This window comes from Novacetimonas sp. GS1, assembly GCF_036686925.1.
GTDB classification, from domain to species: Bacteria; Pseudomonadota; Alphaproteobacteria; order Acetobacterales; family Acetobacteraceae; genus Novacetimonas; species Novacetimonas hansenii.
Genome location: NZ_VSZP01000001.1, coordinates 264,118 through 289,245 on the forward strand (window position 1 = coordinate 264,118; position 25,128 = coordinate 289,245).

A 25,128-nucleotide genomic window follows, 5' to 3' on the forward strand; every position below is an offset into this window, starting at 1 on the left:
ACGGCGCCTGTCATTATGGAGCGTCCCCTGATTGCCGTTCTCAACGGCCCCAACCTCAACATGCTTGGCCTGCGGCAGCCCGAAGTGTACGGCGTCGCAACCCTTGATGATGTCGAACAGGTCTGCGTTCAGGCTGCGGAGCAGCTCGACGTGGCGATTGATTTTCGCCAGACCAACGGCGAAGGGGAACTCGTTTCATGGATTCAGGAATGCCGGGGCCGCGCACGCGGCATCATCATCAACCCGGCGGCCTATTCCCATACCTCCATCGCGGTCCTTGACGCCCTGCTGGCGGTCGATCTGCCGGTGATCGAGGTCCATATTTCCAACATTCATCGCCGTGAGGCGTTTCGCCATACCTCCTATGTCTCCCGCGCCGCCATCGGCGTCATCTGCGGGCTTGGCGTGCGGGGATATGCGCTGGCGCTGCATGCGATGACCGACATGATTCTGGACGAGGACGATCAATGAGCCGACTGCTCGTGGATGCGGATGCCATTCGGGCATTGGCCGAAATTCTGACCGAAACTGGCCTGACCGAAATCGAGATCGCGGAAAAGGACAGCCGCGTTCGCGTCGTGCGCGCGGCCCCTGTCGCAACGCATGCCGTCGCCCCTGCGGCGCTGCCGGTGGCGGCCCCCGCCCCGGTCGCGGCACCGGCACCGGTTGCAGCCCCCCCCGCCGACCTGTCGAAACATCCCGGCGCTGTCACCAGCCCGATGGTCGGCGTGGCCTATCTGACACCGGACCCGTCCGCACCGCCGTTCGTGACCGAAGGCCAGCAGGTCACTGCCGGCCAGACCCTGATGCTGATTGAGGCGATGAAGACCTTCAATCAGATCAAGGCGCCGCGCGCGGGCACCCTGACCAAGATCCTCGTCCCCTCGGGCGAGCCGGTTGAATACGGCGAAGTCCTGGCCATCATAGAGTAATGTTTTCCAAGATCCTGATCGCCAATCGCGGCGAGATCGCCCTGCGCATCCTGCGGGCCTGCCGCGAACTGGGTATCCCCACCGTTGCCGTGCATTCCACCGCCGATTCGGACGCCATGCATGTCCGCCTCGCGGATGAGGCCGTGTGCATCGGCCCACCTGCAAGCCGTGAGTCGTACCTCAATGTCGCGGCCATCCTGTCGGCAGCCACCATCACGGGGGCGGATGCCATCCATCCCGGCTATGGCTTCCTGTCGGAAAATGCGGATTTCGCTGAAACGGTGGAGGCCCACGGCCTGACCTTTATCGGTCCGACCGCCGACCATATCCGCATGATGGGTGACAAGATCACCGCCAAGACGACCATGCGCGCGCTGGGTGTGCCGTTGGTGCCGGGGTCCGACGGGGCGCTGGAAAACCTTGAACAGGCACATATCGTGGCGGACAAGGTCGGCTATCCCGTGCTGATCAAGGCGGCGGCGGGCGGCGGCGGGCGCGGCATGAAGGTTGCCGCCACCGCTGACGACCTGGAAGAAGCATGGAGCGTCGCCCGCACAGAGGCCCGCGCCGCGTTTGGCAATGACGAGGTCTACCTCGAAAAATATCTCGACCGGCCGCGCCACATCGAACTTCAGGTCATGGCGGACACCCATGGCGATGTCGTGCATTTCGGGGAACGCGACTGCTCCCTGCAGCGCCGCCACCAGAAGCTGCTGGAAGAAGCAGGCTCGCCCGCACTCAACGCGCAGCAGCGTGACGAAATCGGCGAAATCGCGACCTCCGCGCTTAAAAAGCTGGGCTACCGCAATGCCGGCACGCTGGAGTTCCTGTATCAGGACGGGCAGTTCTGCTTTATCGAGATGAATACCCGCCTTCAGGTGGAACATCCGGTGACGGAAATGGTCTGTGACGTTGACCTTGTGCGCGAACAGATCCGCATCGCCGCAGGTGAACCTCTGGGATATGACCAGAAGGACATCCATTTCTCCGGCCATGCGATCGAATGCCGCATCAATGCCGAAGACCCGCTGACCTTCATGCCGACGCCTGGCACCATCAGTGTCTTTCACCCGCCCGGTGGCCTTGGCGTGCGCGTGGACAGCGCGCTGTATGCCGGATACCGCGTCCCGCCCTATTACGACAGCATGATCGCCAAGCTGATCGTGCGTGCGCCCACGCGTCTTGAAGCGATCCAGCGCATGCGCCGCGCGCTTGATGAGTTCGTGATCGAAGGGGTGAAGACGGTCATCCCGCTGCACCTGAAGATCCTTGACGATCCGCAGTTCCGCTCGGGTGATTATACCATCCACTGGCTGGAAAAATTCGTCGCGGCCCAGAAGGCGGAGTAACCCCGCCCCAGACCGACGCAGCCGAGCCAAAAGCCGGACCAAAGGGCCAGCGGGGTAAAATCCCCCTGGCCCTTTTTACATCCGCACGTCACCAGGCTGAACCAGGAACATCCCACCTGATAAAAACCACCAGATTTTTTGGATGTTACCCTGCCATCAAAGGCTGCGTGCCTGAACGCATCTTGGGGAATATTCCACAAAATTTTTAGAGACTGTTTGAAACGTCAGGATCAATAATATCCTGACATTTCAAAGGTTTTTCTGAATCTCTCCTCAAAGAACTTCAGAAAGACGCCGCCTTTTTGAAAAAAGGCGGCACCCAAAAACTTTTCTGATTTTTTATCAATGATCTGTTTCCAAACGGTCCTGATCGGATGCTGAGCATTCCAGTTCAGCTCAGGACCGGGTCCAGATACGGGCTCGAGGCATCAAAGAATTTCTGGTTGTTGTCGAGTTCGTACGAAATCACATACAGGCACACCAGCGCCCCGTTCATCTCCAGCCGGATGCCAAGGTTTTCTTCCTGCTGTGTCATGTTCTGGATATGGGCGATGGCCAACTTCGTGGCACGCGCCGTGCGACCGTAATGCCCCCCATACCGCCCGCTGAACTGCGCCATGCGGGCCATCATCTCGCCCAACACCTGCTGCGCGCCCGGCGGTAACAGGTTGCGTTCAAGGATACCACGCAGGCGTATGATGTTCAGGCCGATCGTCATGGCCGACAGGATACCCTGCAGGTAGGAATCAATAATCACATCAGGCGTGTTTTCCGCATTCGTCAGCAACCGCACGAAACGGTCCACATTACGTTCCACCACATACAACGTGGTGGGCAACGTGCGCGCCCGCGCGACGTGGCGCAGGCCGCTGAGGATACTGGTGCGCATCTGCCAGCGCATGTCGTTGGTATCGAACGGCAGCACAAGGCGGAAGACCCACATCGCATACCACAGGCCAAAGATCAGGGGCATCGCCGTGTTGAAGAATGAAACTTCGTCCAGACGCGACTGATTCCCCGGCCCCAGCAGGATCGGCATGAACAGGTTATACGACACCGCCCCCAGGATCAGCGCGGGATAGGCAAAGGCCAGCCCCCCCCATCAACATGGGAATCATCAGGCACATGGCCATGACTTCATACGTCGATGGCGTTGGCAGTACCCACAGCACCAATACCCCGGCCATGACACTGGCCCAGATCGCACCGCCAAGGAACGCCTTGGTCGCCAGGGCAGGCTTTTCCAGCGTCGCGAACAGACTGCATACGATGGCGACGAACATCATGAAGGTCAGGCCCGCCGACCATGCCGTCGCAATCCAGATCAGGCCCGCCCCGAATATCGTAACCGAGGCACGCAGGCTGTTGGTAAAGGCCTGCTGCCAGTCGCGGAAGGTCTTGATCCGATAATGGAAATGGTCATGACGCAGCGGATGGCGGCTGGCGTCGAACTGGATGATGGCCTGTTCAAGTTCGTCCAGCATCTCCCCCAGCCCGTAATGCAGCATGCGCTGCTGCGCAAGGATATGCGCCACGGCGGGCGGGGCCGGATCGCGCGTCGCACTTCCCATTTCATCTTCGAGGGAATCGGCGACACTCTGCCGGCATTCGGCCTGCAACGCCGCAAGTTCGGCCAGGACGGGATGGATGTCATCCGTCGTTTCCAGTTGCCCCGCCATGTCACGCAAGAACGCCTGCACCTTGGCGGATGTGGCGTTAAAGGCGGCGCCGGGCATGTTGCCCGGAATCCGCAACAGCGCCGCAAGGTCCAGCCCACGTGACAGCAGCATCGCCACACGGGCCAGAGCGGCGCGCGCATGGTCGCCCTCATGCCCGCGCTGCGCGCCCATCTCCACCTCGGCGAACTCGATCTGGTCACTTAGCGTGGTGATATTGGCAAAGACCTGACGTGATTTCTGCAGTACGTCACGGTCCCCCGACAAAAGCGAGGCCAGTGTCTGGCCCGCCCCGTTGATGGCCGTAAGGAAATTGGCGGTCAGACGGTCCTGCGCCCGTGCGCCCAGCCGGTACTGGAACAGGGAGGAAACCGTGCTTTCCAACACGATGCCCAGCACGATATAGGTCGCGCGCGACATCGCGGTCATGAAGATATGCTGTGGGTCGGCAATCCCGTCGAGCGAGATGATGGCATAGGTAAACCCGCTCGCCCGCATGCCATGGATGCGATAATTCGTCATCGTCGCAGGGCCAGGCAGCAGCGTGCCGATAAAGCAGAACATCCCGATCCCGCCCGCAAGCAGCAGGATGAACATCAGCGGCGCCTGCGGAAATGCCGCCACCAGCAGCACGGCACAGATCGTGCCCACCACCATGCCAAACAGGTGCCATCGCGCCTTGGCCACGCTCTTGCCGCGTGTGCCCTGCGCCACCATCCACACCGTCAGCGCAGCCCATTGCGGGCTGCCGAGTTCCCACCACAGGGCAATACCCAGCGCAATCAGCGAGGTGATGGTCGTACGCAGGGCATAGCCGAAGGTGAACAGGCCCGGTGCGAACAGCCAGCGCAGATGATCCTGACGGATCGCGGCGCCGGGGGGCCATAGACGCCGCAGAAAGGCAACGATCCGGGTCTGGAACTGTATCAGGGAGAGCTCAAGACTATTCATCCCGGCATCCGCGCTCCCTGAGATATAAAAAACGACTATGCAGTTTCAGGTACACTTTACACGTGTTGCCGCAACACCGACATGTGATGTCCGGTATATCAGCGTTCATGAAACTGTATATTGCAAGACGGCCACGCCAGCAAAGCTGCGATACCGGTCAGTCGTCGTAGGCCACCAGCGTCTTGACCGGCACGTCAAGGCGGTCACGCCCGCCCAGCGAACGGAGCTCGATCAGGGTGGCGGCCCCGACGACCTCTGCCCCGACCTTGCGCAGCAGCGCGATGGAGGCGGCCAGCGTCCCACCCGTCGCAAGCAGGTCGTCCATTACGACGACGCGCTGCCCCGGCACGATCGCGTCGGCCTGGATATGCAGTGAATCCGTGCCGTATTCGAGGTCATAATCATAGGAAATCGTCTGCCCCGGCAGCTTGCCCGGCTTACGCAGCATCACCAGGCCACAGCCCAGACGGCTGGCCAGAGGGGCCGCGGTAAGGAAGCCACGCGATTCAATGGCGGCCAGCATATCGACCGACCATGGCGCGACCGCCGCCGTCAGGCGTCCCATCGCAATCTGCCACGCATCCGCATTCCGCATCAGGGTCGAGATATCGTAGAACAGGATACCCGGCTTTGGAAAATCGGGAATGCCCCGGATGTACTGCTTCAGATCGATGGAGGACGTGGTCATGGCCTGTCTATATTCCCGCAAACCTGTTTCCGGGCCGGGGCGTCCTGCGGACATCCCGGTCCCGTAAATTACGCCCGTTGTAACGGGCGCGCGATGCACGTCGCCTGTAGCCGCCGCGCCGCCGGACGGCAACCCCGCCATGACCTCTTTTGTCGCGCGGCGCACCTGTGTGCGCCGGATGTCATGGCGTGGGACGGCCCGTCGCCGCGCCGTCCGCAGGGGGGACATCCGCCAGGACGCCTTCCGCCGGGCGGCGCGGGCGCAACACCACCATCAACAGCATGACCACCGCACCCGCCATCATGACCGCCGCCATCGGGACGGGCGTATTCGACGGCAGCATGCCAACGATCGCCCCCGCCAGCGCACCCAGCACATATTGCAGCGTCCCGACAAAGGCCGACGCACTTCCCGCAAGGCGGGGATGATCCGCCAGCGCGCCCACCGTGGCGTTCGGTCCGATGATACCTGTCGTCCCCAGCGAGAACATCATCGCCCCCACCAATGCAACCATCAGACCGATGGACGGATGGCCACCCGCCTTTGTCGTTTCCGCAATCAGGCTGGCAACCAGCGTCATGCCGATCGTGCCGACAAGGGCGACAATCACCGAAATGCCAAGGATGCGCGTCGCATCGATCCGCCCCACCAGCATGCCGTTAAGCTGCGACGCACCGATCATGCACACGGCGAACACGCCGAACATCATGCCGAAATGCGCGGGGGACAGGCCGAACTGGTGAATGAACACCGACGGCGCGGCCGAAAGATAGGTAAAGGACATGAAGCACGAAAAACCGGCAATCATCGCATTGGTGAAAAACCCACGGTCACGCACCAGCAGCAGATAGCGGCTGCACAGCGTCACGGGGGACAGTTCGCTGCGATTTTCCGGCTTCAGCGTTTCAGGCAGGACACGCCAGATCAGCAGCATGCACACCACGCCATATACCGCCGCCGCCCAGAAGATCGACCGCCATGTCGTGAATGACAGCACCATCCCCCCCAATGTGGGGGCAAGGATCGGCACGACCCCCATCACCAGCACCAGGCGCGACATCATGCGCGCGGATTCATTGCCATGCGACATATCGCGCACGCACGCACTCGGGATAATCAGGCTGGCCGAAGCGCCAAGCGACGCGATAAGGCGGAATGCGGAGAAAGTATAGATATCCGTCGCCACCGCACACCCGACAGAGGCCAGGGTATAGACGAACGTTCCCAGCAGCATCGGAATGCGCCGGCCGAACCGGTCGGAAACGGGGCCCATCGTGATCTGCCCGATGGCCAGACCCACGAACCAGATCGCCAGCGTCATCTGCGCGGAACCCACGCGCGCATGCAGCGACTTTTCCAGTTCGGGGAAGGCCGGCAGGTAAATGTCCGTCGAAACGGGCCCGACCGCGGTCAGGACCCCCAGCAGGATGGCAATCCACCCCATGGACCTGCCGGCTGTCTTGCCAACGGATGCATCGGATGACTGCGCCGCGAGTGCGGAAGAGCCCATGACGGCACTCCAGAAATCAAGGGAAGCAAGGATTGCGAAAGTATCTAGCCGACGACACCGGGAATTTTCACCATCTATTCCGGCATTCCAGCATTTCGCTCACTGAAGGTATCGCGCGTGCATGCGCGTCGCGTCAACCATCCGTAAAGACAGAAAAACACGACGATACCTAAAACATTTTTTCAAACTGTTCATGTGGTACGATCCGCACGCGCGATCTGGCTCCCACGCAACAGCCAGACCCCGCCAAGGCCCGAAATCACGAACAGCCCGACAGCCAACGCAACCTGCCACTGATGGTTCACCTCTGTCCCGCCCCCCATCAGGACGAACACCGCCGTCTGCGGCAGGCTGCCCAGCGCCGTGGCCGCAATAAACCCCGCCACCCGCGCGCCCGCAAGGCCGGCCGCGATACTGAGCATCATGGCCGATCCCACCGGCAGCAGGCGCAGCACCAGCACGCAGGTGAATGTCCGTTCACGCAAGGGGCGGCCAAGGCGGGCGCACATGTCACGCACACGCGACGGCAGGCGCGCGGTCCCCCCCATACGCCCCATCACCCGCGCGACAAGGAAATCCACCATCCCCCCCGCAACCGTGGCGCAGGTGGCAAGCGTCATCCCCTGCACCGTGCCATAGGCCATGCCCGCCGCAAGGCAGACCGCCTGTCGTGGCAGGCCCAGCGCACAGAAGGCAGCCCCCGCCAGCACGAACCATATCCGGCCCCACACCCCGTCGCGCAGCATGCCGATATCGCCCATTCCGGCACCCGGCCCCTTACCCAGCCCCGTACCCGCCCCCACATGCAACACCGGCATGAAACGCACCGCCACCACCAATGCCACCGCCATGGCAAGCATCAATGCAGGACGCAGCAGCACCCGCGCGCCCACGCGCGGCGCAACCGTTGTGGGGGATGGGGCATCGGGGGTGCCAGGCAGCGTGGGTGTCGGGGGGGGGGCAGGATCGCGTCACGCGGGGAAAAACATCCTCTGTTACGATATCATGCGGGCGGGATCGCACGGACCGGCATATGCGGACCCGGTGGCCTGGGCCGGGCATGGCCCGACCGGTCAGTCATGCCATGGGCGTGCGGCAGACACGAAAACCTTACCCGCGCCCTAGCATTGCCTTGCGGCGGCGTGCAAGGCCAGTCTAAATCCGCCATATGTCCGCACATCCTTCCTCTGGCCTCGCCAAGGGCCGCGACTCCGTTTTCCCGGCCAACGCGCATGACCGCCGCCGGGTCTCGAACTGGCTGTTCGCCATCTGCTTCATGCTGCTCGGCATGATCGCGCTGGGTGGGTATACCCGCCTGACGGGATCGGGCCTGTCCATCATGGACTGGCGGCCGATTACCGGCATGATCCCACCGCTGTCACATGCGGAATGGGAACGCCAGTTCGAACTGTACAAAACCATCCCGCAATACAAAATCCTGCATGATGGCTTTGGTCTCGCCGGGTTCCAGAAGATTTTCTGGGCGGAATGGATTCACCGCTTCTGGGGACGGCTGATGGGGATGGTGCTCCTGCTGCCGCTGATCTGGTTCGCCATTACAGGTGTCCTGTCGCGCCGCCTGATCGCACGGTTGCTGCTGTTCTTCGTGCTGGGCGGTCTTCAGGGGGCGATCGGATGGTTCATGGTGGCGTCGGGGTTCAATCCCGACAGTACCGCCGTGGCGCCGGTGCGTCTTGTGCTGCATCTGTGCTGCGCGTTCGCGTTATATATCGCCATCCTGTGGACCGCGCTTTCGGCCCGCGCACCCGAAGCGCAATTCATCCCCGCCACAACACAGGTCGTGCGCATCCACCGCATGGCGTGGGCCATCTGCTGTTTTATCGGGATCACCGTCATCGCGGGCGGGTTTACCGCCGGGACACATGCGGGCTTCTCTTACAACACATTCCCGCTGATGGATGGGCACCTGATCCCGGCGGGATATGCGCGACTGCATCCCTTCTGGCTCAACTGGTTCGAAAATATTCCCGCCATCCAGTTCGACCACCGCCTGCTGGCAACCTGCACGGCGGCAATGATCGGCGGGATGATCTTCCTTGGCCTGCGCACCCCGGCATTGGGACAGGGGGCACATAACGCACTGATGCTGATGGGATGGATGGTGCTGGTGCAATACGCACTGGGCGTGACCACGCTGTTGCTGGTGGTGCCGGTCTGGACGGCGACCATCCACCAGACCTGTGCGGCACTGCTGCTGACCACCGCGATTATGGTCCTCCACCGCCTGCGCGGGGTTGGCCGGGTCTGATCACCCCATCACCCGGCGTCCCATGTCCCGGTAATCCGGCGGGCTGTCTTAGAGATTGTTTGAAAACAAGAAAAGTTTTTGGGTGCTGCCTTTTTTCAAAAAGGCGGCGTCTTCTGAAGCTTTTTGGAAAAAGCTTCACCAAAAACCTTTATAATTTCAGGATGTTATCGATCCTGACTTTTCAAACAGTCTCTTAACACCAACCCGCCGATCAGGATAATGGCAGCGTCGGCGGCAGCTTCCTGCCACGAAGGCAATGGCTTTTCCAAAGTTTTCCCTGACCAAAGCTTCGCCAGCAATTTTTACCCTTTTGCGTCTGTAACGCCCCTGCCGTGCTCAATGCGCGGCAGGTTGGGGTGTGGCGGTACTCTCCTTTGGCGCATCCGTGACATGTGGTGGCAGGGTTGGCATCGGATCATCGTGCTGCACACGGGGCTGTGCCGTAACCGGTGGCACGGCGGATGCCCCTGCTGGCGGCTGCGGCGTTGTGGACTGCGATGCAGGTGCCGACGCTGTTACTGACGGAGTGGTCGGGGTGGACGGGGCGACATCAGGGGCCGCTGGCGCTTCCACCTGTTGCGGCGCGCCGTCATGCGCGACGGCGGGTGTGGTTCCCTCCCCGGCTGTGGCGGCCCCGTGGGGTGTCACAGTGGACGCTTCGGCGGGCGACTGTGGCGGGGCGGAAGCGGCAGGTCCTGACGTCGCAATGGTCGCAGGCATCGCAGGTTTCGGCGTGGCCGCCACCGTGGCGGATGGTGTCGGCTGCACCGGTGGTGCGCTGGACGGGGGGGTTGGGGCACTTTCACCCACACTCGATACCTGCGGCAGGGAGGGCGTGGGGGCAACCGGGCGCGGCATCACCGTGACAAGCGGCAGGTTATAGCGATCAATCGTGTCCTTGTCGCTCTGCACGCCATAGGCGTTCATTGGCGGCAGGGCGCGCACCGTCGGACGATCCGGCAGATCGGCGGCAGGGTTATGATCCAGCACCACGCGCGTATTCTGCGGATAACGATCCATCAGGCCCAGCAGCGTGCCATTGGTCCAGCCGAACCCGATCTGCATCGGATATTCGCCCCCCCCTTTGCCGCCCTTGGGGCTGATATAGGGGTTGGAAACATCATATTTTTCCAAAAGCACACCGGATTTTTCGTACGTACCGATCACACGTCCCATCCAACGCGCGGCGATATCACTGGCAAGTTCGTCGTACCCGTACTGGTTCAGCCCCTTGACCGCCATCCACTGCAACGGCGCCCAGCCATTGGGGGCATCCCACTGCTGCCCGCTGTTGGTGCGTTCGGTGGCAACCAAGCCACCGACCTTCAGCAGGTTCTTGCGGATCGTCTCTGCCACGGCCTTGGCCTGTTCGGGGGTCGCCATCTGCAGGAACAGCGGCATGGCCGTCGCCCCCGACAGGATGGAGGTCGATTCGCCCTTCTTCCAGTCATAATCGATATAGGCGGCACGGCGTTCATCCCACAGGATACGCTGCATGGCCGCGACCCGTTCATCCGCGATGCGGGCATATCGCGCGGCAGCTTCCTTGTCCCCCTTCAGGGCATAGGCATGCGACAGCGTCTGCGCCAGATGCGGGATCAGGCAGTTCAGTTCCACCGTCAGCAGGTCCGTCGTGTGGATGGTTGACAGCGTATGTCCGTCCGCCAGCCAGCGCGAGGTAAAGTCCCACCCCGTTTCCGACCCGGCCCGCAGGTCGCGATAAACCTCCTCCGGCTTGCGCGCCGACTGCGACGCCGCCGTGACGAGGTCTTCGGGATAGCTTTCGTCACGCGGGGTGTCGCGGTCATCCCAATGACGGTTCATCACCGTCCCGTCGGGCAGGCGCACCACATGCCGGTACGCCCCGCCCGGCGACACCGAATCCGCGCCATCCATCCAGTAATCATATTCTGCCTGCAGTTCGGGCAGGAACTTGGTATAGGCGACCTGCCCGTCATGCATCGCCAGCAGGTCAACCATCAGGGAGAAGAACGGCACCTGCGAACGGCTGAGGTAATAGGTCCGGCTGCCATTGGGAATATGGCCATAACGGTCGATCATCGACGCCATGTCGCGCACCATGTCGCGCATCAGGTCGATCTTGCCGTCCTCATACAGCCCGATCATAGTAAAATAGCTGTCCCAGTAATACAGTTCGCTGAAACGGCCACCGGGCACGACATAGGTATAAGGCAGCGGAAGCTGCGAAGAATACTGCACCTGCGTATCGGGCGGACGTTGCAGCACATCCCACATGCCCATGATATAATCGCGCACATTTTCATTCGGGCTGCGCTGGTAGGTAACGGTCTTGCGTTCGGGCAGGGTGAAATGCTGGCTGACGAAATCCTTCAGCACGAAATCCGGGCGCGCCTTGGCGGCCTTGTATTGCGCCAGAAGATCCTCCGGCGATTCGTCAGGGATGGCATCCACCGCCGTCTTGGCATCGGCATAGATATGCGCGCGCGCAATATCCTCGAACAGGCCATCAAGGACGACAGAAGGCGGCCGCAGGTCCTGCGTGATGGTCACCGGGGCCGCTGCTTCCGTCAACAGGGCATTGGCGGGCGGAACCATGTGCGACCCGGCGGGTTCCTGCTTCTGCCCCGCCTGTGGGGCGGGGGCGAGGATACCTGCGGGCGTGGCATCGACATGCGCGCCCGGCGAGGCCGCCTTGGTGCCATCCGCGGCCATTGCGGGTGGCGTCGTCGCCCGGGGGGGGACAGCCATACCCGCGCCACCAAGGTCCTGCGGCGTGGGCACGGCGTAGGTGTCATCCTCCGGCTTCGCGGCCGTGACGGTGGCCGGAACAGGCGATGCCGGGGCTGAAGTCACAGGGGTGGGGGCCGCCGGAATAGAGGAAGCCGCGGCCTCAGACGTTGCGGGAGCGGGCGTTACGGCGGGCGTTGCAGGGGCGGGCGACGACACGGGTGTGGGGGGTGACACGGCGGGTGCGGATGCCGCCCCCGCATCGGGCATGGCTGACGCGGGGGAAGCCACAGGCGAGGTGCCAGAAGCCGTGCCAGAAGATGTGGCAGGTGACGCTACGGAAGATGTCACAGGGGCTGCCATTGGGGCAGCTACGGGGGCGGCTGCTGCGGCAGGGGCCGGAGGCGTCGTCGGACCTGCCGCTACTGTCCCTTCCGCAGGGGGCTGCGTCGGGACGGCAGGGACGGAAGCGGCAGGGAGAGACGCTGCAACAGGGGATTGGGGGCTGGCCTGTGCGCCCTGATGGGTTTCCTGCGACAGCGCGGGGCTCACTGATGACACAAGTGCGACCAACGCAGCGCCCGCGCACAGCGCGACCGGACGCGACAGGGCCGAACCGGCCATGAGGGAAACTTTCACGAGACGTCTGAACTCCACGCTGTTGGGACCGCAACATACCGCACACCATGCCCTGCATGCGCGGGGAACGAAAAGGAAAACCACCCACATGGAGGGAAGTTCATTCTTTATTGTATCCAGTTTGTGTCCAGTTCATGTTGCGCGCCGTTTCGTGTGTACGGTTTCACCATGACGGTAATCGGATTATGGTCCCGATACATGGCCCTGCATGCGCCCGGTTCCCCTGTCGCGGATATCACGCCATTCGATATCGCATCACAGGGGCATCACGTCACAGGGCATTACATCACAGGGCATCGCGCCACCGGGCACCCTGCCACAGGGGCGCGGCCACGTTCCCGTTATCCGCGGAGTATTCCCGATGTCGCCTGATCCCACCCTGTCCCCCCTGGCCACCACGGACAGCCTGTTTTTCGAACGCGCCGATGCACGCCTGGGCCGGACAGAGGCCGAACGCCTTGTCGCACAGGCGCTGGCGGGCATGGATGATGGCGAACTGTTCCTGGAATACCGCGAAAGCGAGGTGATCTCCCTCGACGAAGGGGTGATCCGTTCGGCAACCTTCGATACCTCCTCCGGCTTTGGCCTGCGCGCGGTGATGGACCAGGAAACCGGCTTCGCCCATTCTGACGATATCAGCGAAAGTGCGATCCGCCGCGCCAGCGAAACCGTGACACAGATCCGCGCGGGCCGCAGCGGCACGCTTGCGGTTGGGCCGCAGGCGACGAACCACCGGCTTTATCCCACGCTCAACCCACTGGGGGAGACGGACTTCGCCACGCGCGCGGCCCTGCTGTCGGAACTTGACGCCTATGCCCGCGCCCGCGACCCGCGTGTGGTGCAGGTCATGGCGTCACTTTCGGCACAGTGGCAGGCAGTGCAGATCATCCGCCCCGATGGGCAGCGCGTGGCCGATATCCGCCCGCTGGTGCGCATGAATGTCTCGGTCGTGGTTGAAAAGGACGGCCGCCGCGAAAGTGGCGGGCACGGGCTGGGCGGGCGGTATGCCTATACCCGTCTGCTTGACGCCACGGTCTGGAAATCGGCCGTGGACGAAGCATTGCGCATGGCTCTTGTCAATCTTGACGCCGCCCCGGCCCCGGCGGGCGAAATGGAAGTCGTGCTGGGTGCGGGCTGGCCCGGCATCTTGCTGCACGAAGCCGTGGGCCATGGGCTGGAGGGGGATTTCAACCGCAAGGGCACCTCCGCCTTTGCCGGGCTGATGGGCCAGCGCGTGGCCGCCCCCGGCGTAACCGTGGTCGATGATGGCACCCTGCCCGAACGGCGCGGCAGCCTGACGGTCGATGACGAAGGCACCCCGACAGGCCGCACCGTCATGATCGAGGACGGGATTCTGACCGGATATCTTCAGGACCGGTTGAACGCACGCCTGATGGGGGTGCGGCCCACCGGAAACGGACGGCGCGAATCCTATGCCCATGCCCCCCTGCCACGCATGACCAACACCATCATGCTGGGCGGTGACGCCACGACGGAGGATATGATCCGCACGACGAAACGCGGGTTGTACGCCGTCAATTTCGGCGGCGGGCAGGTGGACATCACCTCGGGCAAGTTCGTCTTCGCCGCATCGGAAGCCTACCTGATCGAGGACGGGAAGATCACCACCCCGGTCCGTGGCGCGACCCTGATCGGTAACGGCGCGGATGCGATGACGAAAGTCACCATGATCGGACAGGAACCCGCCCTTGACCCCGGGATCGGTACCTGTGGCAAGTCAGGACAGGGGGTGCCGGTGGGCGTGGGACAGCCGACGCTGAAGATGACCGGCCTGACGATCGGGGGCACGGGCGGCTGAGACACCCACCATTCCACGGGACTGTCATGGCTTCCAAAGGACAGGACCCTGCGGCGTTTTTCGAAAGCTTTCTTAACAGGCTGTTTGAAAATTCAGGTCCAATAACAACCTGAAATTATAAAGGTTTTTGGTGAAGCTTTTTGCAAAAAGCTTCAGAAGAGGCCGCCTTTTTGAAAAAAGGCGGCACCCAGAAACTTTTCTTATTTTTTCTCAATGATTTGTTTTCAAACAATCTCTGATGAAAAAGCTGCACGAGAAACTTTTATCCCTCATCCCTCCTGGGATGCGGCCCCGTCCTGCGCCGATCTGGTGCGGGCATGGGCCATCAGTCCCTTCATGTGGCGGATGACAACGGGCAGGCCATCGAAAATCGCCTGCCCGATCAGGAAATGGCCAATATTGAGTTCGACGATTTCCGGTCGCGCGGCAATCGGGGCAACATTGTCGTAATTCAGCCCATGTCCCGCATGGACCTCCAACCCCATTGATGCCGCAAGCGTCGCGCCACGTGCAATCCGTGCCAGTTCACGGACCTGCGCATCGTCATCCCCGCCCCCCGTTCCGGCATAGGCCCCAGTATGCAGTTCCACCACCGCCGCGCCGACACGGGCGGCGGCCGCGATCTGTTCCGCATCGGGGTCAATGAACAGTGACACGCGTATCCCCGCATCACGCAGGCGCGCGACCTGCGCGGACAACGCCGTTTCCTGCCCCGCGACATCAAGGCCCCCTTCGGTCGTCACCTCTTCCCGCCGTTCGGGCACAAGGCAGCAGGCATGCGGGCGCAGGGTGGTCGCGATTGCAACCATTTCCGCCGTCGCGGCCATTTCCATGTTCAACGGGATCGCCAGTTCCGCGCGCAGGCGCGCCAGATCGCGATCACGGATATGACGCCGATCCTCACGCAGGTGGGCCGTAATACCGTCCGCGCCCGCCGCCTGCGCCAGCAAGGCGGCGCGCACGGGGTCCGGGTCGGTGCCGCCGCGCGCATTCCGCACGGTGGCGACATGATCAATATTTACACCCAGACGCTGTGGGGAATGGGAAAAAGAGGTCATGACATGTTCCTGTGTACTGCCATTTCGGCGGCCATGCGCATCGCCGCCACCAGACTCGATGGATCGGCGATGCCCTGTCCCGCAATATCGAAGGCCGTGCCATGGTCGGGGGATGTGCGGATGATCGGCAGGCCCAGCGTGACATTCACCCCCTGCGCCATGTCCAGTGTCTTGAGCGGGATCAACCCCTGATCATGGTACATGCACATCGCCACGTCATAACGCGCGCGCGCCGTGGGCGTGAACATCGTATCGGGCGGCCACGGGCCAGTAATGTCCATACCCTGCGCGCGCAGGGCCTCGATTGCGGGAATGATGATGTCGCGTTCTTCCGTGCCCATCGTACCGCCTTCGCCCGCATGGGGGTTCAGGCCGGCGATTGCGATACGTGGTGCATCAATCCCGAAATCCCGGCGCAGGGCGGCATGCGTGGTGCGCGTGGTGCGGATAATATCATGCGTGCCCAGTTCCGCGATCGCCTGACGCAGGGCGACATGGACCGTCACCGGCACCACCCGCAGGTGCGGACAGGCCAGCATCATGACCTCCCGCCCTGGCGTGCCGCACAGTTCGCCCAGATATTCGGTATGGCCGGGATGGGGAAAACCCGCCCGACGCAGCACGACCTTGCTGATGGGATTGGTGACGACCCCCGCGACCTCCCCCCCGCGCGCCATGCGCACGGCATGGGCGATGCTGCTGGTAATGGCATCGGCATTGGCGCTGTCGGGATGGCCCGGCGCCACCGGGGCGCCAAGCGACAGCGGCAGGACGGGAATCGCATCGGCAAACGCCGCCCGCGCCGCCGCGACATCGGCCACCTCGCACACCGCCCCCCCCGCACGTGCCAGGATGGCGGGATCACCGATCACGACAAAGGCCGGGCCATGCCGGTGCAGCGCCTGCCACGCACCCACGGTAATTTCGGGGCCGATCCCCGCCGGGTCGCCCATCGTCAGGGCCAGCATGTCGGACATCGGCCTTGCCTTTCCCTAAGAGACTGTTTGAAAAGTCAGCCTCGATAACATACTGAAATTCTAAAGATTTTTGGTGAAGCTTTTTCTAAAAAGCTTCAGAAGACACCGCCTTTTTGAAAAAAGGCGGCACCCAAAAACTTTTCCTGTTTTTTATCAATGGTTTGTTTTCAAACAATCTCTAAGTTCAGGCCGCCGCAAAGGCATGCAGGATGCGCACCCACGACCGGATACCCTTGTGAAAAGAGACGAGGTCATATTTCTCGTCCGGGGAATGGGCGCGGTCATCATCATGCGCAAACCCGATCAGCAGCGCCGACATGCCAAGGATATTGCGCATGTCGGCAGCAACGGGGATGGAACCGCCACAACCGATGGTGACGGCAGGCATGCCCCATTCCGCGCCCAGCGCCGCAAGCGCCGGGCGCAGGCCGGTGGCGTCATCGGCCACGACGCACGCGCCCGACCCGCCATGGGGGGTGAATTCCACGGTGCAGTCCGCCGGCAGGGCGGCACGCACATGGCTGCAGAAACTTTCGCGCACGCGCACCGGGTCCTGCCCCGCGACCAGGCGGAACGACACCTTGGCCGACGCCATCGCAGGCAGGACCGTCTTGAACCCTTCACCGGTATAGCCACCGCAAATGCCATTGATCTCGAAACTCGGACGGCACCATGTCTGCTCTATGGCGGTGTATCCCGTCTCCCCCGCAGGGTGCGACAGGCCAACTTCGCCAAGGAAGGTCGCGTCATCAGGCGCGATCTCGCGCCAGCGCTGGCGCAGTTCGGGGGCAGGTTCACGCACACCGTCATAAAATCCCGGCAACGTGACGCGACCACTTTCACGATCACGCACAGAAGACAGGATCGTGCACAGCAATTCGATCGGGTTGCGCGCGGCATTGCCGTAAATGCCCGAATGCAGGTCGCGCGTGGCGCATTTCAGGGTCACTTCCTCCCCCACCATGCCACGCAGGGCAGTCGTGATGGCAGGTGTCGCGCCCAGCATGCCGGTATCGCAGATCAGACCGATATCAGCGGCGAGTTCATCGCGGTGCGCCGTCAGGAACGGCACGAGGTTGGGACCACCGCTTTCCTCCTCCCCCTCGATGACGAGGGAGATGCGCACCGGCATCGTACCATGCGTCGCACGGATGGCGCGCAGGGCCTCGATGAAGGTCATGACCTGTCCCTTGTCATCGGACGCACCGCGCGCGACGATCTGGCGCGCACCATCATCGCGCGTCACCATGGTCGGTTCGAACGGGTCGCTGTGCCACAGGTTCAACGGATCGACCGGCTGCACATCGTAATGGCCATAAAACAGGACATGCGGTCCCTGTGGCGGGGTGCGGTCATGGGCGACCACCACCGGATGGCCCGGCGTTTCACACAGGCGCGCGGAAAAACCGATTCCCTCCAGCTCCTGGCACAGCCATTGCGCCGCCGCACGGCAGTCACCCGCATGTTCAGGCCGGGTGGAGACACTGGGAATACGCAGCAGACCGAACAGGCGCGACAGGCTATCGTCAAGGGCGCGATCAACCTGATCGAGCACAGGCGTCAGGTCACTGGGAATTTCGGTCATCAGTCTCTCGGTCCTTGGCTGCTTTGGTTCTGGATGGCGTGTCGGGGGCGCCCCATCGGGCGCAACGCGCGCGACTGTGCGAATGATGCGGTGAAAATGCAATCCCGCCAGGGGACTGACCGGTCATACCCTATGGGACGACGGGGGGACGGGCGCAACACACCATGTGCCACGTTGTGCCGCATCCAGTTATGCCACATTCAGAAGAACTGTCCCCGCAGGAAGCCCAGCGCCGGTAGCGGACGCCATCCGCGCGGCAGGTCCGCACGGCGCACGGGGCGGATATCATAAACCGGCGCAGGCTGCCCCGACTGCCGCAGGAACGCACGATAGGCCGCGACCTGCTGCATCCGCCATTCGCAATCCGCCAACGCCGCCTGCCGCGTGGCATACAGGCTTGCGACACGCATGCGCCGCCCCAGGGTCGCAACCACGCCCCACATCGCGTCATCCCGCCGGGTGGCGGCACCAAAGGCAATGACTTTTCCCATCCCGCCCCTTTCCGCCGCGCGTTTGTGGCAATCCGGTCATCCACGACATCATGTTGCACCAGCGGGATCAAGCTTTCATGCTGTCACAAACATCGTGACCATACTGCCCCGACAGGGTTTTCCTTGCAGGGGAAAATCCTTGACGCTAGGGAAGCGCATCATGATCCGTCTGTTCATCACGCTGCCGTTCGTGCTCGGGCTCATTATCCTGGCTGCCTGCAACCAGGGCTCGACCCCCATGACATGGCTGGAACTGAAATGGGACTCCTCCCCCGGCGTACTGGCGCTGGTGACGGGGGCAGTATTCTATGCGCTGGGTTATGTCTGCGCATGGATCGGGACGTTGGGACAGATCCGCCGCGCCCGCAAGGCGGAACAGCAGGTCCGCACGCTGGAGGCCGAAACGGCGACCCTGCGTGCAAGCCTTGCGGCCAATTCCGCGATGGCCGCAACGGCCACTCCCCCATCCGCATATGCTGCCGCACCCATCGCCCCTGCGCAGCCACAGATTACAATTACGCAGGCGCCCACCCCCACCATCCCTGCCCCGCCCCACGACGAAAACAGGACCTGACCCCATGCCCGCAGGCCATACACGCCAGCCCCGCCAGACCCGCCTGATTGTCTCGCTCGACACCAAGGACAGTGGCCAGGCCATCGCATGGCGTGACGCGACCGCGCATGCGTCACCCATGGTCAAGCTGGGGCTGGAGTTTACCTATGCACAGGGGCTTGAGGCCGTGCGCGAGGTCGCAGGCACAAGGCCGCTGTTCCTTGACCTGAAGCTGCATGACATCCCCAACACCGTGGCGTCAGCCATCGGCAGCCTGGCGCGGGTGCGCCCGGCGATGCTGACGATCCATGCATCGGGCGGGCGGGCCATGGTGGCTGCCGCGCGCCGGGCGATTGACGAGACCTTTGCCGAAGGGGAACGCCCGCTGCTGCTGGCGGTGACAGTACTGACAAGCCTTGATGACGACGCCCTGCATGAAACCGGGGTCGAGTCGGATGTGGCGGACCAGGTGGTGCGGCTGGGCCGCCTTGCGGTGTCGGCCGGGGCGGACGGGCTGATCTGCTCCCCCCACGAAATCCGCCTGCTGCGCGCGGCACTGGGTGATGAACCGGTATTGGTGGTGCCCGGTATCCGTCCCGCAGGCAGTGCGGTGGGCGATCAGAAACGCATCATGACCCCGGCACAGGCCCACGCGGCAGGCGCGGACTGGATCGTGGTGGGGCGTCCCATCACCCGCGCGCCCGACCCGGCGGCGGCGGCGGCGGCCATCGCGGCGGAACTGTCGGCCTGACCATGACGGTCGGGGTCAAGATCTGCGGCATTACCGATCGCGCGGCACTGGATGCCGCGATGGATGGGGGGGCCCGTTGGGTCGGATTCGTATTCTTTGGCCCCTCGCCGCGCAACATCACCCCCACAATGGCCGCGACATTGGCGGCACGGGTGCCCACTGGCGGGCCGGGGCGGATTGGCCTGTTCGTAAAGCCGACGGATGCGGATATCGAACATGTCCTCGGCACGGTCACGCTTGACGGTTTGCAGGTCTATGCCCCCGAACCGCGCGCCATGGAAATCCGTGCGCGCTTTGGCCTGCCGGTATGGCGGGCGGTCGGGGTCGCAACGCGCGCCGACCTGCCCCACGATACCGGGCTTGACGGGCTTGTCATTGAATCCCGCGCGCCGGCAGGCAGCACGCGCCCCGGCGGCAATGCCGTATGCCTTGACTGGGGCCTGACACATGGATGGCGGTCCCCCGTTGCCTGGATGCTGGCCGGTGGCCTGAACCCCGATAACGTGGCACACGCCATCATGCGCAGCGACGCACCTGCGGTTGACGTCTCCTCCGGCGTGGAAAGCGCGCCGGGGGTGAAATCCCCTGCCCTGATCCGCGCCTTCATCGCCTCAGCACATGGCGTCCACCGCACGTCAGGCGCGACCTGAGGGACACATGTGTTCACGCTCGCCTGTGTTTCACAGCCGCGATGTGGCCGAGGCTTTATGCACAAAAGCATCTGGGAAACAGCATGCATTGATGAACGCCGTTTGAAAACGCACGGCCAGCATCCCCTATGGAATCATAAAATATTTTGGGGATCTGTTTTTAAGAGAGTTTTTGAAAACAGGTCATTGATAAAAAACAAAAGTTTTTGGGTGCTGCCTTTTGATCGAAAAAGGCAGCGTCTTCTGAAGCTTTTTGCAAAAAGCTTCACCAAAAACCTTTATAATCCCAGTGTGTTATCAAGCCTGACTTTTCAGGCAGTCTCTCAAAAACTGTTCCATAATATTGATTTTCAGAAAAACCCGCATCCAGGAACCTGGCCTGTTTTTCGGACAATCCACCCGATCAAAGGCGTTGCCTTTCCAGAAATAAAGGCAACGCCGGGAAATCTTTGCCATATCCTTGTCACCGGTCGGCCCGCAAAAACGCCCTCAGGGATAGGGATAGCCGTAAACCGGTGGTGGTGGGGGCGGCGGCGGCGGATAGGCATAATAAGGATAGGGCGCGGGATACCTGTAGACAGGGTAAGGATAGGGATAGCCATAATAGCGATAGGGTGAAAACGCGCGCCCCATCATCGCCCCGGCCATCATCCCCGCACCGAAACCACCCCAGCCCCAACCCCAGCCGCCGCCGCGCCAACCGCCGCCCCAGCCACCACCATGCCAGCCACCGCCACCATGCCAGGCATAGGCGGACGGCGCCGGCAATACGCTGACCAGTCCAAGCGACACCGCCAGCACCATTGCAATCCTGCGCATCGACCCAGATCCTTTTTCTTCATCACCCCTTTATGCGGGTGGTGACGCATTACCCCTGCTGCGGGCATGCTCCACGCCCCTGTCGGGACCATCCCGGCGGTGCGTGCGCGTTCATGTCCTGCAAAAGCGTCCTTTTCGCGACGGTTTCATGGCCGCCCGCCATCATTATGTAATACCGCCGCGCGGTTTCACAATGCCGCCCCTAGCCACGCCTTCGCGATGTGCCGTGCCGCGCTGCTCCACCCATCCCCCCAGACGTGACAGCGCATCGCGCAGCGGTCCTTCGGGCATGTCCCCGATCACCACCGGCACAGGCACCGGACGCGGGCGAGGCGGCGGCGGGGTGGGACGAAGGGTAATGTCCTGCAACATCTTCAGCCTGCTGACGACACCCGCACCACACACGCCGTTGATCCGCGCGATCACGACGGGGGCCAGATGCTGCAACTCTGTCGCGACGGGCCCGACGCATGCCACCGTCAACGTCCCGGCCGACAGGCGGCGCGGAACCGTCGCACGGGCCAGTTCCGGCCCCACGATATCAGGCCAGTCCAGCATCACCTGCACGGCGGCGGGCGACTGCTTGCGAAAGGCGGGACGGGTCACGCCCGGCATCAATGCGCCAAGACTGCGCAACCGGCGGGCACGGTAGGGGGCCTCCGCCTGCGGTGTGGCGCGGGTGGACCCGGTCGATGCGGGCTGGGGGGCACTGGTGGCGTTCTTTCGCTTGCCCCGTGTCGGTTCCTTCGTCATAAGCGGCCCTGTGTCACCTTCTGCGTCACCTTCTGCTGCCGAACTGTTGCGCTGGTATGACCGGCATCGCCGCACCCTGCCATGGCGTGCCCTGCCGGGGCAAACCGCAAATCCGTATCATGTCTGGCTCAGCGAAATCATGCTGCAGCAGACGACGGTCACTGCCGTCATCCCCTATTTCAAACGCTTCACACACCTGTTCCCGACCGTGCGCGACCTTGCCCGTGCGGACCAGGATACCGTTATGGGGGCGTGGGCGGGACTCGGCTACTATGCCAGGGCGCGAAACCTGCATGCCTGCGCACAGATGGTGGTGCGCGATATGGATGGGCGATTCCCCGACACGGTGGAGGGGCTGCGCACATTGCCGGGAATTGGCCCCTATACCGCCGCCGCGATCGCCGCAATCGCGTTCGCCCGTCCCGTTGTGCCGGTTGATGGCAATGTCGAACGTGTCACCACGCGCCTGTTCGCCATGACCGACCCGTTGCCACGCGCGCGCCCCGCCATCGCACGACAGGCGGCGCACCTGAATGATGATCCGCTGGCGCATGACCGCCCATCGGATTTCGCACAGGCCCTGTTTGACCTTGGCGCGGGGATCTGCACGCCACGCGCGCCTGCATGCGCGCTGTGCCCGTGGCAGGGCGCATGCGCGGGACTGCGGGAGGGAATCGCCGCCACCCTGCCGCGCAAGACCCCAAAGGCCCCGCGTCCCACCAGGTACGGCATCCATTTTTACATGACCGACGCCAGTGACCACCTGCTGTTGCACCGGCGCGAGGAAAGCGGCCTGCTTGGCGGCACACTGGGCCTGCCGGGGCCGCAATGGCGGGCCGAACGCTGGTCGCGCGACGAAGGCCTGCGCCATGCCCCGCCGGGACGGCCTGCCCCCCACTGGCGTCATGTGGGGGAGGTAAAGCATGTCTTTACCCATTTCACACTGATCGTCGATGTCTATGCGGCGCATGTTACACGCTTTACCAACGCCATCGCGCGTGATGGCGGGCTGGTTTTTCCTGTGGTGCGGCTGGAACAGATGGGTATCGCCTCCCTGATGCGCAAGTGTATTGCGCTGGCGCAGGAGTGCGTGGAATGAAACGAATGTACGGGCCACCCATGGATGGCACTTTTTTCATTGACGCGGACACACCCATCGCGGTTCACTGAAAAACCGCGATGTGGAAAGGGACCGTATCATGACCGTTGTCCAGCTTCTTTCACCGTTTATGCTCGCCCTTTCCGTGGGTGTGGCCGCAGCACTTCACCTTGTGCGCGCCAGGGGCCTCGCCCCACAGGCCCAGCCGGTCCGTGTCCGCAACCGACGCTGATCCCGCCCCTGAAATCACAGAATTCTTGCGCAGTTTCCTAAGAGGCTGTTTGAAAAGTCAGGCGCGACAACACACTGAAATTATAAAGGTTTTTGGTGAAGCTTTTTCTAAAAAGCTTCAGAAAACGCCGCCTTTTTCGATCAAAAGGCGGCACCCAAAAGCTTTTCCTGTTTTTTATCAATGAGTTGTTTTCAAACAGTCTTTAGGTATCGCATCGACAAAAGGTGGCACCCTTAAGGTTTGTCATTGCCTATCACAAGGGGATCTGGAAACAGCCCCACGCAGGGCGACGGCATCCTGAAACCGTTGGACAGAACCGCCCAAGGACTGCCGCCATATTCCGCAGGATATTCCTGACGCAGGCTTTTGCATAAAGACGTTTCCTCCTGTAGCACAATACCCCCATGACATTCATAACCATCCATCGGGATTCACCGCCCCACACGCCTCGGGTGGGCGTCCTTCTGAGCAACCTCGGAACCCCTGATGGGACGGGATATGCGGCCATTCGCCGCTATCTGGGGGAGTTCCTGTCGGACCGCCGCATCATCGAGGCGAATCCCCTGATCTGGAAGCCGATCCTCAATGCGATCGTCCTGACCTTCCGCCCGCGCAAGACAGGCGCCGCATACCAGCGTATCTGGCACACCGACCGTGATGAAAGCCCGCTGCGTACCTATACCCGCGATCAGGCCGAAGGGTTGGCCGCACGGCTGGCCCCCGATGGAATCAGGGTGGCATGGGGCATGCGCTATGGCACCCCCACAACCGCCAGCGCGCTGCATGACCTGATCCGGCAGGGATGCGATCGTATCCTTATCGCGCCACTTTACCCGCAATACAGCGCCACAACCACCGCCACGGCCAACGACCAGGCATTTCGCGCGTTAATGCGCCTGCGCAACCAGCCGGCGACACGCACGCTACCGCCCTTTCCCGATCACCCGGCCTATATCGCCGCGCTTGCGGCGCGGGTGCGCGAACATCTTGCGACATTGCCCGTCGCGCCACAGAAAATCGTCGCATCCTTTCATGGCCTGCCCAAACAGTATGTGGAAAAGGGCGACCATTACCCCGCCGACTGCGAACGCACGATCGCGGCCCTGCGCACTGCCACGGGATATGATGCGGATACGATGCCGTTGACGTATCAGTCCCGTTTCGGCCCGGCCAAATGGCTGGAACCCTATACCGCGCCGTATATCGAATCCCTGCCCGCACAGGGCGTGACACGGATCGCGGTCATCATGCCGGGCTTTGTCTCTGACTGTATCGAAACGCTGGATGAAATCGGCAATGAAGTGCGTGAAGCCTTCCTTAAGGCTGGGGGCCAAGAACTGACCCTGATCCCCTGCCTGAACAATGCCCCGGTTGCGATTGATATGCTTGAAACGCTTATCCGCAACGAATTGCGGGGCTGGACTGACGCACCTGCCACGCCAGAGTGAGGGGACATAAAAAAGGAAGGCATCCCGACCAGTACGGGAGGCCTTTCCTTCATGTCAGAACATTTGAAAAAACCGACATGGTAAAGCCTGAATAATAAATGTTTCAGATGTTACCCTTGCACAGACCGGCAATATTTTATCGAAGCTTTAGCAGGCTGTTTAAAACAGTC

At 62.5% G+C, this 25,128-nt stretch carries 23 protein-coding genes and 1 pseudogene; 13 read left to right on the forward strand and 11 right to left on the reverse strand.

Going from position 1 to position 25,128, the window contains the following annotated elements:
• The first annotated feature begins 15 nt into the window (after positions 1–15).
• Genes aroQ through accC form a run of 3 tightly spaced genes read left to right on the forward strand, consistent with a single transcriptional unit; the run spans position 16 to position 2,281 of the window.
• Positions 16–471 carry a type II 3-dehydroquinate dehydratase gene (aroQ, locus tag FYB92_RS01280; RefSeq protein ID WP_003616996.1) on the forward strand — a complete coding sequence of 152 codons (456 nt, stop codon included), beginning with the start codon at positions 16–18 and terminating at the stop codon, positions 469–471.
• Positions 468–932, forward strand: coding sequence for an acetyl-CoA carboxylase biotin carboxyl carrier protein (gene accB / locus FYB92_RS01285; RefSeq protein ID WP_003616994.1), 465 nt, complete (start codon positions 468–470; stop codon positions 930–932). Before aroQ ends, accB begins: the two co-directional genes overlap by 4 nt.
• Positions 932–2,281 carry an acetyl-CoA carboxylase biotin carboxylase subunit gene (gene accC / locus FYB92_RS01290; protein WP_332828048.1) on the forward strand — a complete coding sequence of 450 codons (1,350 nt, stop codon included), beginning with the start codon at positions 932–934 and terminating at the stop codon, positions 2,279–2,281. The genes accB and accC overlap by 1 nt, the downstream gene beginning before the upstream one ends.
• A 391-nt stretch (positions 2,282–2,672) precedes the next feature.
• Here accC and FYB92_RS01295 read toward each other — a convergent pair.
• The 4 genes and pseudogenes from FYB92_RS01295 to FYB92_RS01310 all read right to left on the reverse strand — a co-directional run bounded on the left by FYB92_RS01295 (position 2,673) and on the right by FYB92_RS01310 (position 7,957).
• A pseudogene (locus FYB92_RS01295) lies at positions 2,673–4,908 on the reverse strand (FUSC family protein).
• 157 nt (positions 4,909–5,065) lie between these two features.
• Positions 5,066–5,596: an adenine phosphoribosyltransferase gene (locus FYB92_RS01300; RefSeq protein ID WP_040511267.1), complete on the reverse strand. Its 531-nt coding sequence runs from the start codon at positions 5,594–5,596 to the stop codon at positions 5,066–5,068.
• 181 nt (positions 5,597–5,777) lie between these two features.
• On the reverse strand, positions 5,778–7,106 hold the full coding sequence (locus FYB92_RS01305) for a multidrug effflux MFS transporter (RefSeq protein ID WP_332828049.1): 1,329 nt from the start codon (positions 7,104–7,106) through the stop codon (positions 5,778–5,780).
• Between the two features lie 191 nt (positions 7,107–7,297).
• On the reverse strand, positions 7,298–7,957 hold the full coding sequence (locus tag FYB92_RS01310; protein ID WP_332828050.1) for a VTT domain-containing protein: 660 nt from the start codon (positions 7,955–7,957) through the stop codon (positions 7,298–7,300).
• Between FYB92_RS01310 and FYB92_RS01315 the strand changes: the two genes are divergently transcribed.
• The gene (locus FYB92_RS01315; protein ID WP_332828051.1) at positions 7,923–8,231 is read left to right on the forward strand and encodes a hypothetical protein; all 309 of its coding nucleotides are present in this window, start codon (positions 7,923–7,925) and stop codon (positions 8,229–8,231) included. The two genes, FYB92_RS01310 and FYB92_RS01315, sit on opposite strands and share 35 nt — an antisense overlap.
• A 43-nt stretch (positions 8,232–8,274) precedes the next feature.
• The gene (locus tag FYB92_RS01320) at positions 8,275–9,375 is read left to right on the forward strand and encodes a COX15/CtaA family protein (protein WP_332828052.1); all 1,101 of its coding nucleotides are present in this window, start codon (positions 8,275–8,277) and stop codon (positions 9,373–9,375) included.
• A gap of 336 nt (positions 9,376–9,711) precedes the next feature.
• Here FYB92_RS01320 and treF read toward each other — a convergent pair whose 3' ends face one another.
• Positions 9,712–12,105, reverse strand: a complete 2,394-nt coding sequence (gene treF, locus FYB92_RS01325; RefSeq protein ID WP_408902386.1) for an alpha,alpha-trehalase TreF — start codon at positions 12,103–12,105, stop codon at positions 9,712–9,714.
• Between the two features lie 786 nt (positions 12,106–12,891).
• On the opposite strand from treF, the gene FYB92_RS01330 reads away from it, so the two are divergent.
• Both FYB92_RS01330 and tldD read left to right on the forward strand, forming a co-directional pair.
• Positions 12,892–13,095 carry a hypothetical protein gene (locus tag FYB92_RS01330; protein ID WP_175575156.1) on the forward strand — a complete coding sequence of 68 codons (204 nt, stop codon included), beginning with the start codon at positions 12,892–12,894 and terminating at the stop codon, positions 13,093–13,095.
• Positions 13,085–14,542, forward strand: coding sequence for a metalloprotease TldD (tldD, locus tag FYB92_RS01335; RefSeq protein ID WP_003616966.1), 1,458 nt, complete (start codon positions 13,085–13,087; stop codon positions 14,540–14,542). Before FYB92_RS01330 ends, tldD begins: the two co-directional genes overlap by 11 nt.
• A gap of 269 nt (positions 14,543–14,811) precedes the next feature.
• Here the strand turns inward: tldD and FYB92_RS01340 are convergent, their stop codons facing one another.
• The 4 genes from FYB92_RS01340 to FYB92_RS01355 form a co-directional block, all read right to left on the reverse strand.
• Entirely contained in the window at positions 14,812–15,600 is a 789-nt protein-coding gene (locus FYB92_RS01340) for a pyridoxine 5'-phosphate synthase (protein WP_075595076.1), read from the reverse strand.
• Positions 15,597–16,577, reverse strand: a complete 981-nt coding sequence (gene pdxA, locus FYB92_RS01345) for a 4-hydroxythreonine-4-phosphate dehydrogenase PdxA (RefSeq protein WP_332828053.1) — start codon at positions 16,575–16,577, stop codon at positions 15,597–15,599. The genes FYB92_RS01340 and pdxA overlap by 4 nt, the downstream gene beginning before the upstream one ends.
• A 184-nt stretch (positions 16,578–16,761) precedes the next feature.
• Complete coding sequence (locus FYB92_RS01350) at positions 16,762–18,162, reverse strand: M20/M25/M40 family metallo-hydrolase (protein WP_003616960.1); 1,401 nt, start codon at positions 18,160–18,162, stop codon at positions 16,762–16,764.
• Between the two features lie 200 nt (positions 18,163–18,362).
• Positions 18,363–18,653 carry a hypothetical protein gene (locus tag FYB92_RS01355; protein ID WP_003616958.1) on the reverse strand — a complete coding sequence of 97 codons (291 nt, stop codon included), beginning with the start codon at positions 18,651–18,653 and terminating at the stop codon, positions 18,363–18,365.
• Positions 18,654–18,813: 160 nt separating this feature from the next.
• Here FYB92_RS01355 and FYB92_RS01360 point away from each other — a divergent pair, with 160 nt between their 5' ends.
• The 3 genes from FYB92_RS01360 to FYB92_RS01370 are packed head-to-tail and all read left to right on the forward strand — an operon-like array spanning position 18,814 to position 20,607.
• Positions 18,814–19,227 (forward strand): hypothetical protein, encoded by a 414-nt coding sequence (locus FYB92_RS01360; RefSeq protein WP_062808440.1) that lies wholly within the window; start codon positions 18,814–18,816, stop codon positions 19,225–19,227.
• Positions 19,228–19,231: 4 nt separating this feature from the next.
• Entirely contained in the window at positions 19,232–19,957 is a 726-nt protein-coding gene (gene pyrF / locus FYB92_RS01365) for an orotidine-5'-phosphate decarboxylase (protein ID WP_003616956.1), read from the forward strand.
• 2 nt (positions 19,958–19,959) lie between these two features.
• Positions 19,960–20,607: a phosphoribosylanthranilate isomerase gene (locus tag FYB92_RS01370; RefSeq protein ID WP_192265225.1), complete on the forward strand. Its 648-nt coding sequence runs from the start codon at positions 19,960–19,962 to the stop codon at positions 20,605–20,607.
• A gap of 489 nt (positions 20,608–21,096) precedes the next feature.
• On the opposite strand, the gene FYB92_RS01375 is transcribed toward FYB92_RS01370, so the two are convergent.
• Complete coding sequence (locus FYB92_RS01375) at positions 21,097–21,426, reverse strand: hypothetical protein (protein WP_040510336.1); 330 nt, start codon at positions 21,424–21,426, stop codon at positions 21,097–21,099.
• Between the two features lie 165 nt (positions 21,427–21,591).
• Positions 21,592–22,041: a DUF721 domain-containing protein gene (locus FYB92_RS01380; protein WP_048858773.1), complete on the reverse strand. Its 450-nt coding sequence runs from the start codon at positions 22,039–22,041 to the stop codon at positions 21,592–21,594.
• Positions 22,042–22,189: 148 nt separating this feature from the next.
• Between FYB92_RS01380 and mutY the strand changes: the two genes are divergently transcribed.
• The 3 genes from mutY (at position 22,190) to hemH (ending at position 24,958) form a co-directional block, all read left to right on the forward strand.
• Complete coding sequence (gene mutY, locus FYB92_RS01385) at positions 22,190–23,278, forward strand: A/G-specific adenine glycosylase (protein ID WP_239021099.1); 1,089 nt, start codon at positions 22,190–22,192, stop codon at positions 23,276–23,278.
• A 100-nt stretch (positions 23,279–23,378) separates the two neighbouring features.
• Positions 23,379–23,510, forward strand: coding sequence for a hypothetical protein (locus tag FYB92_RS01390; protein WP_003616946.1), 132 nt, complete (start codon positions 23,379–23,381; stop codon positions 23,508–23,510).
• A gap of 404 nt (positions 23,511–23,914) precedes the next feature.
• The gene (gene hemH / locus FYB92_RS01395; protein WP_075624821.1) at positions 23,915–24,958 is read left to right on the forward strand and encodes a ferrochelatase; all 1,044 of its coding nucleotides are present in this window, start codon (positions 23,915–23,917) and stop codon (positions 24,956–24,958) included.
• Positions 24,959–25,128 lie beyond the last annotated feature (170 nt).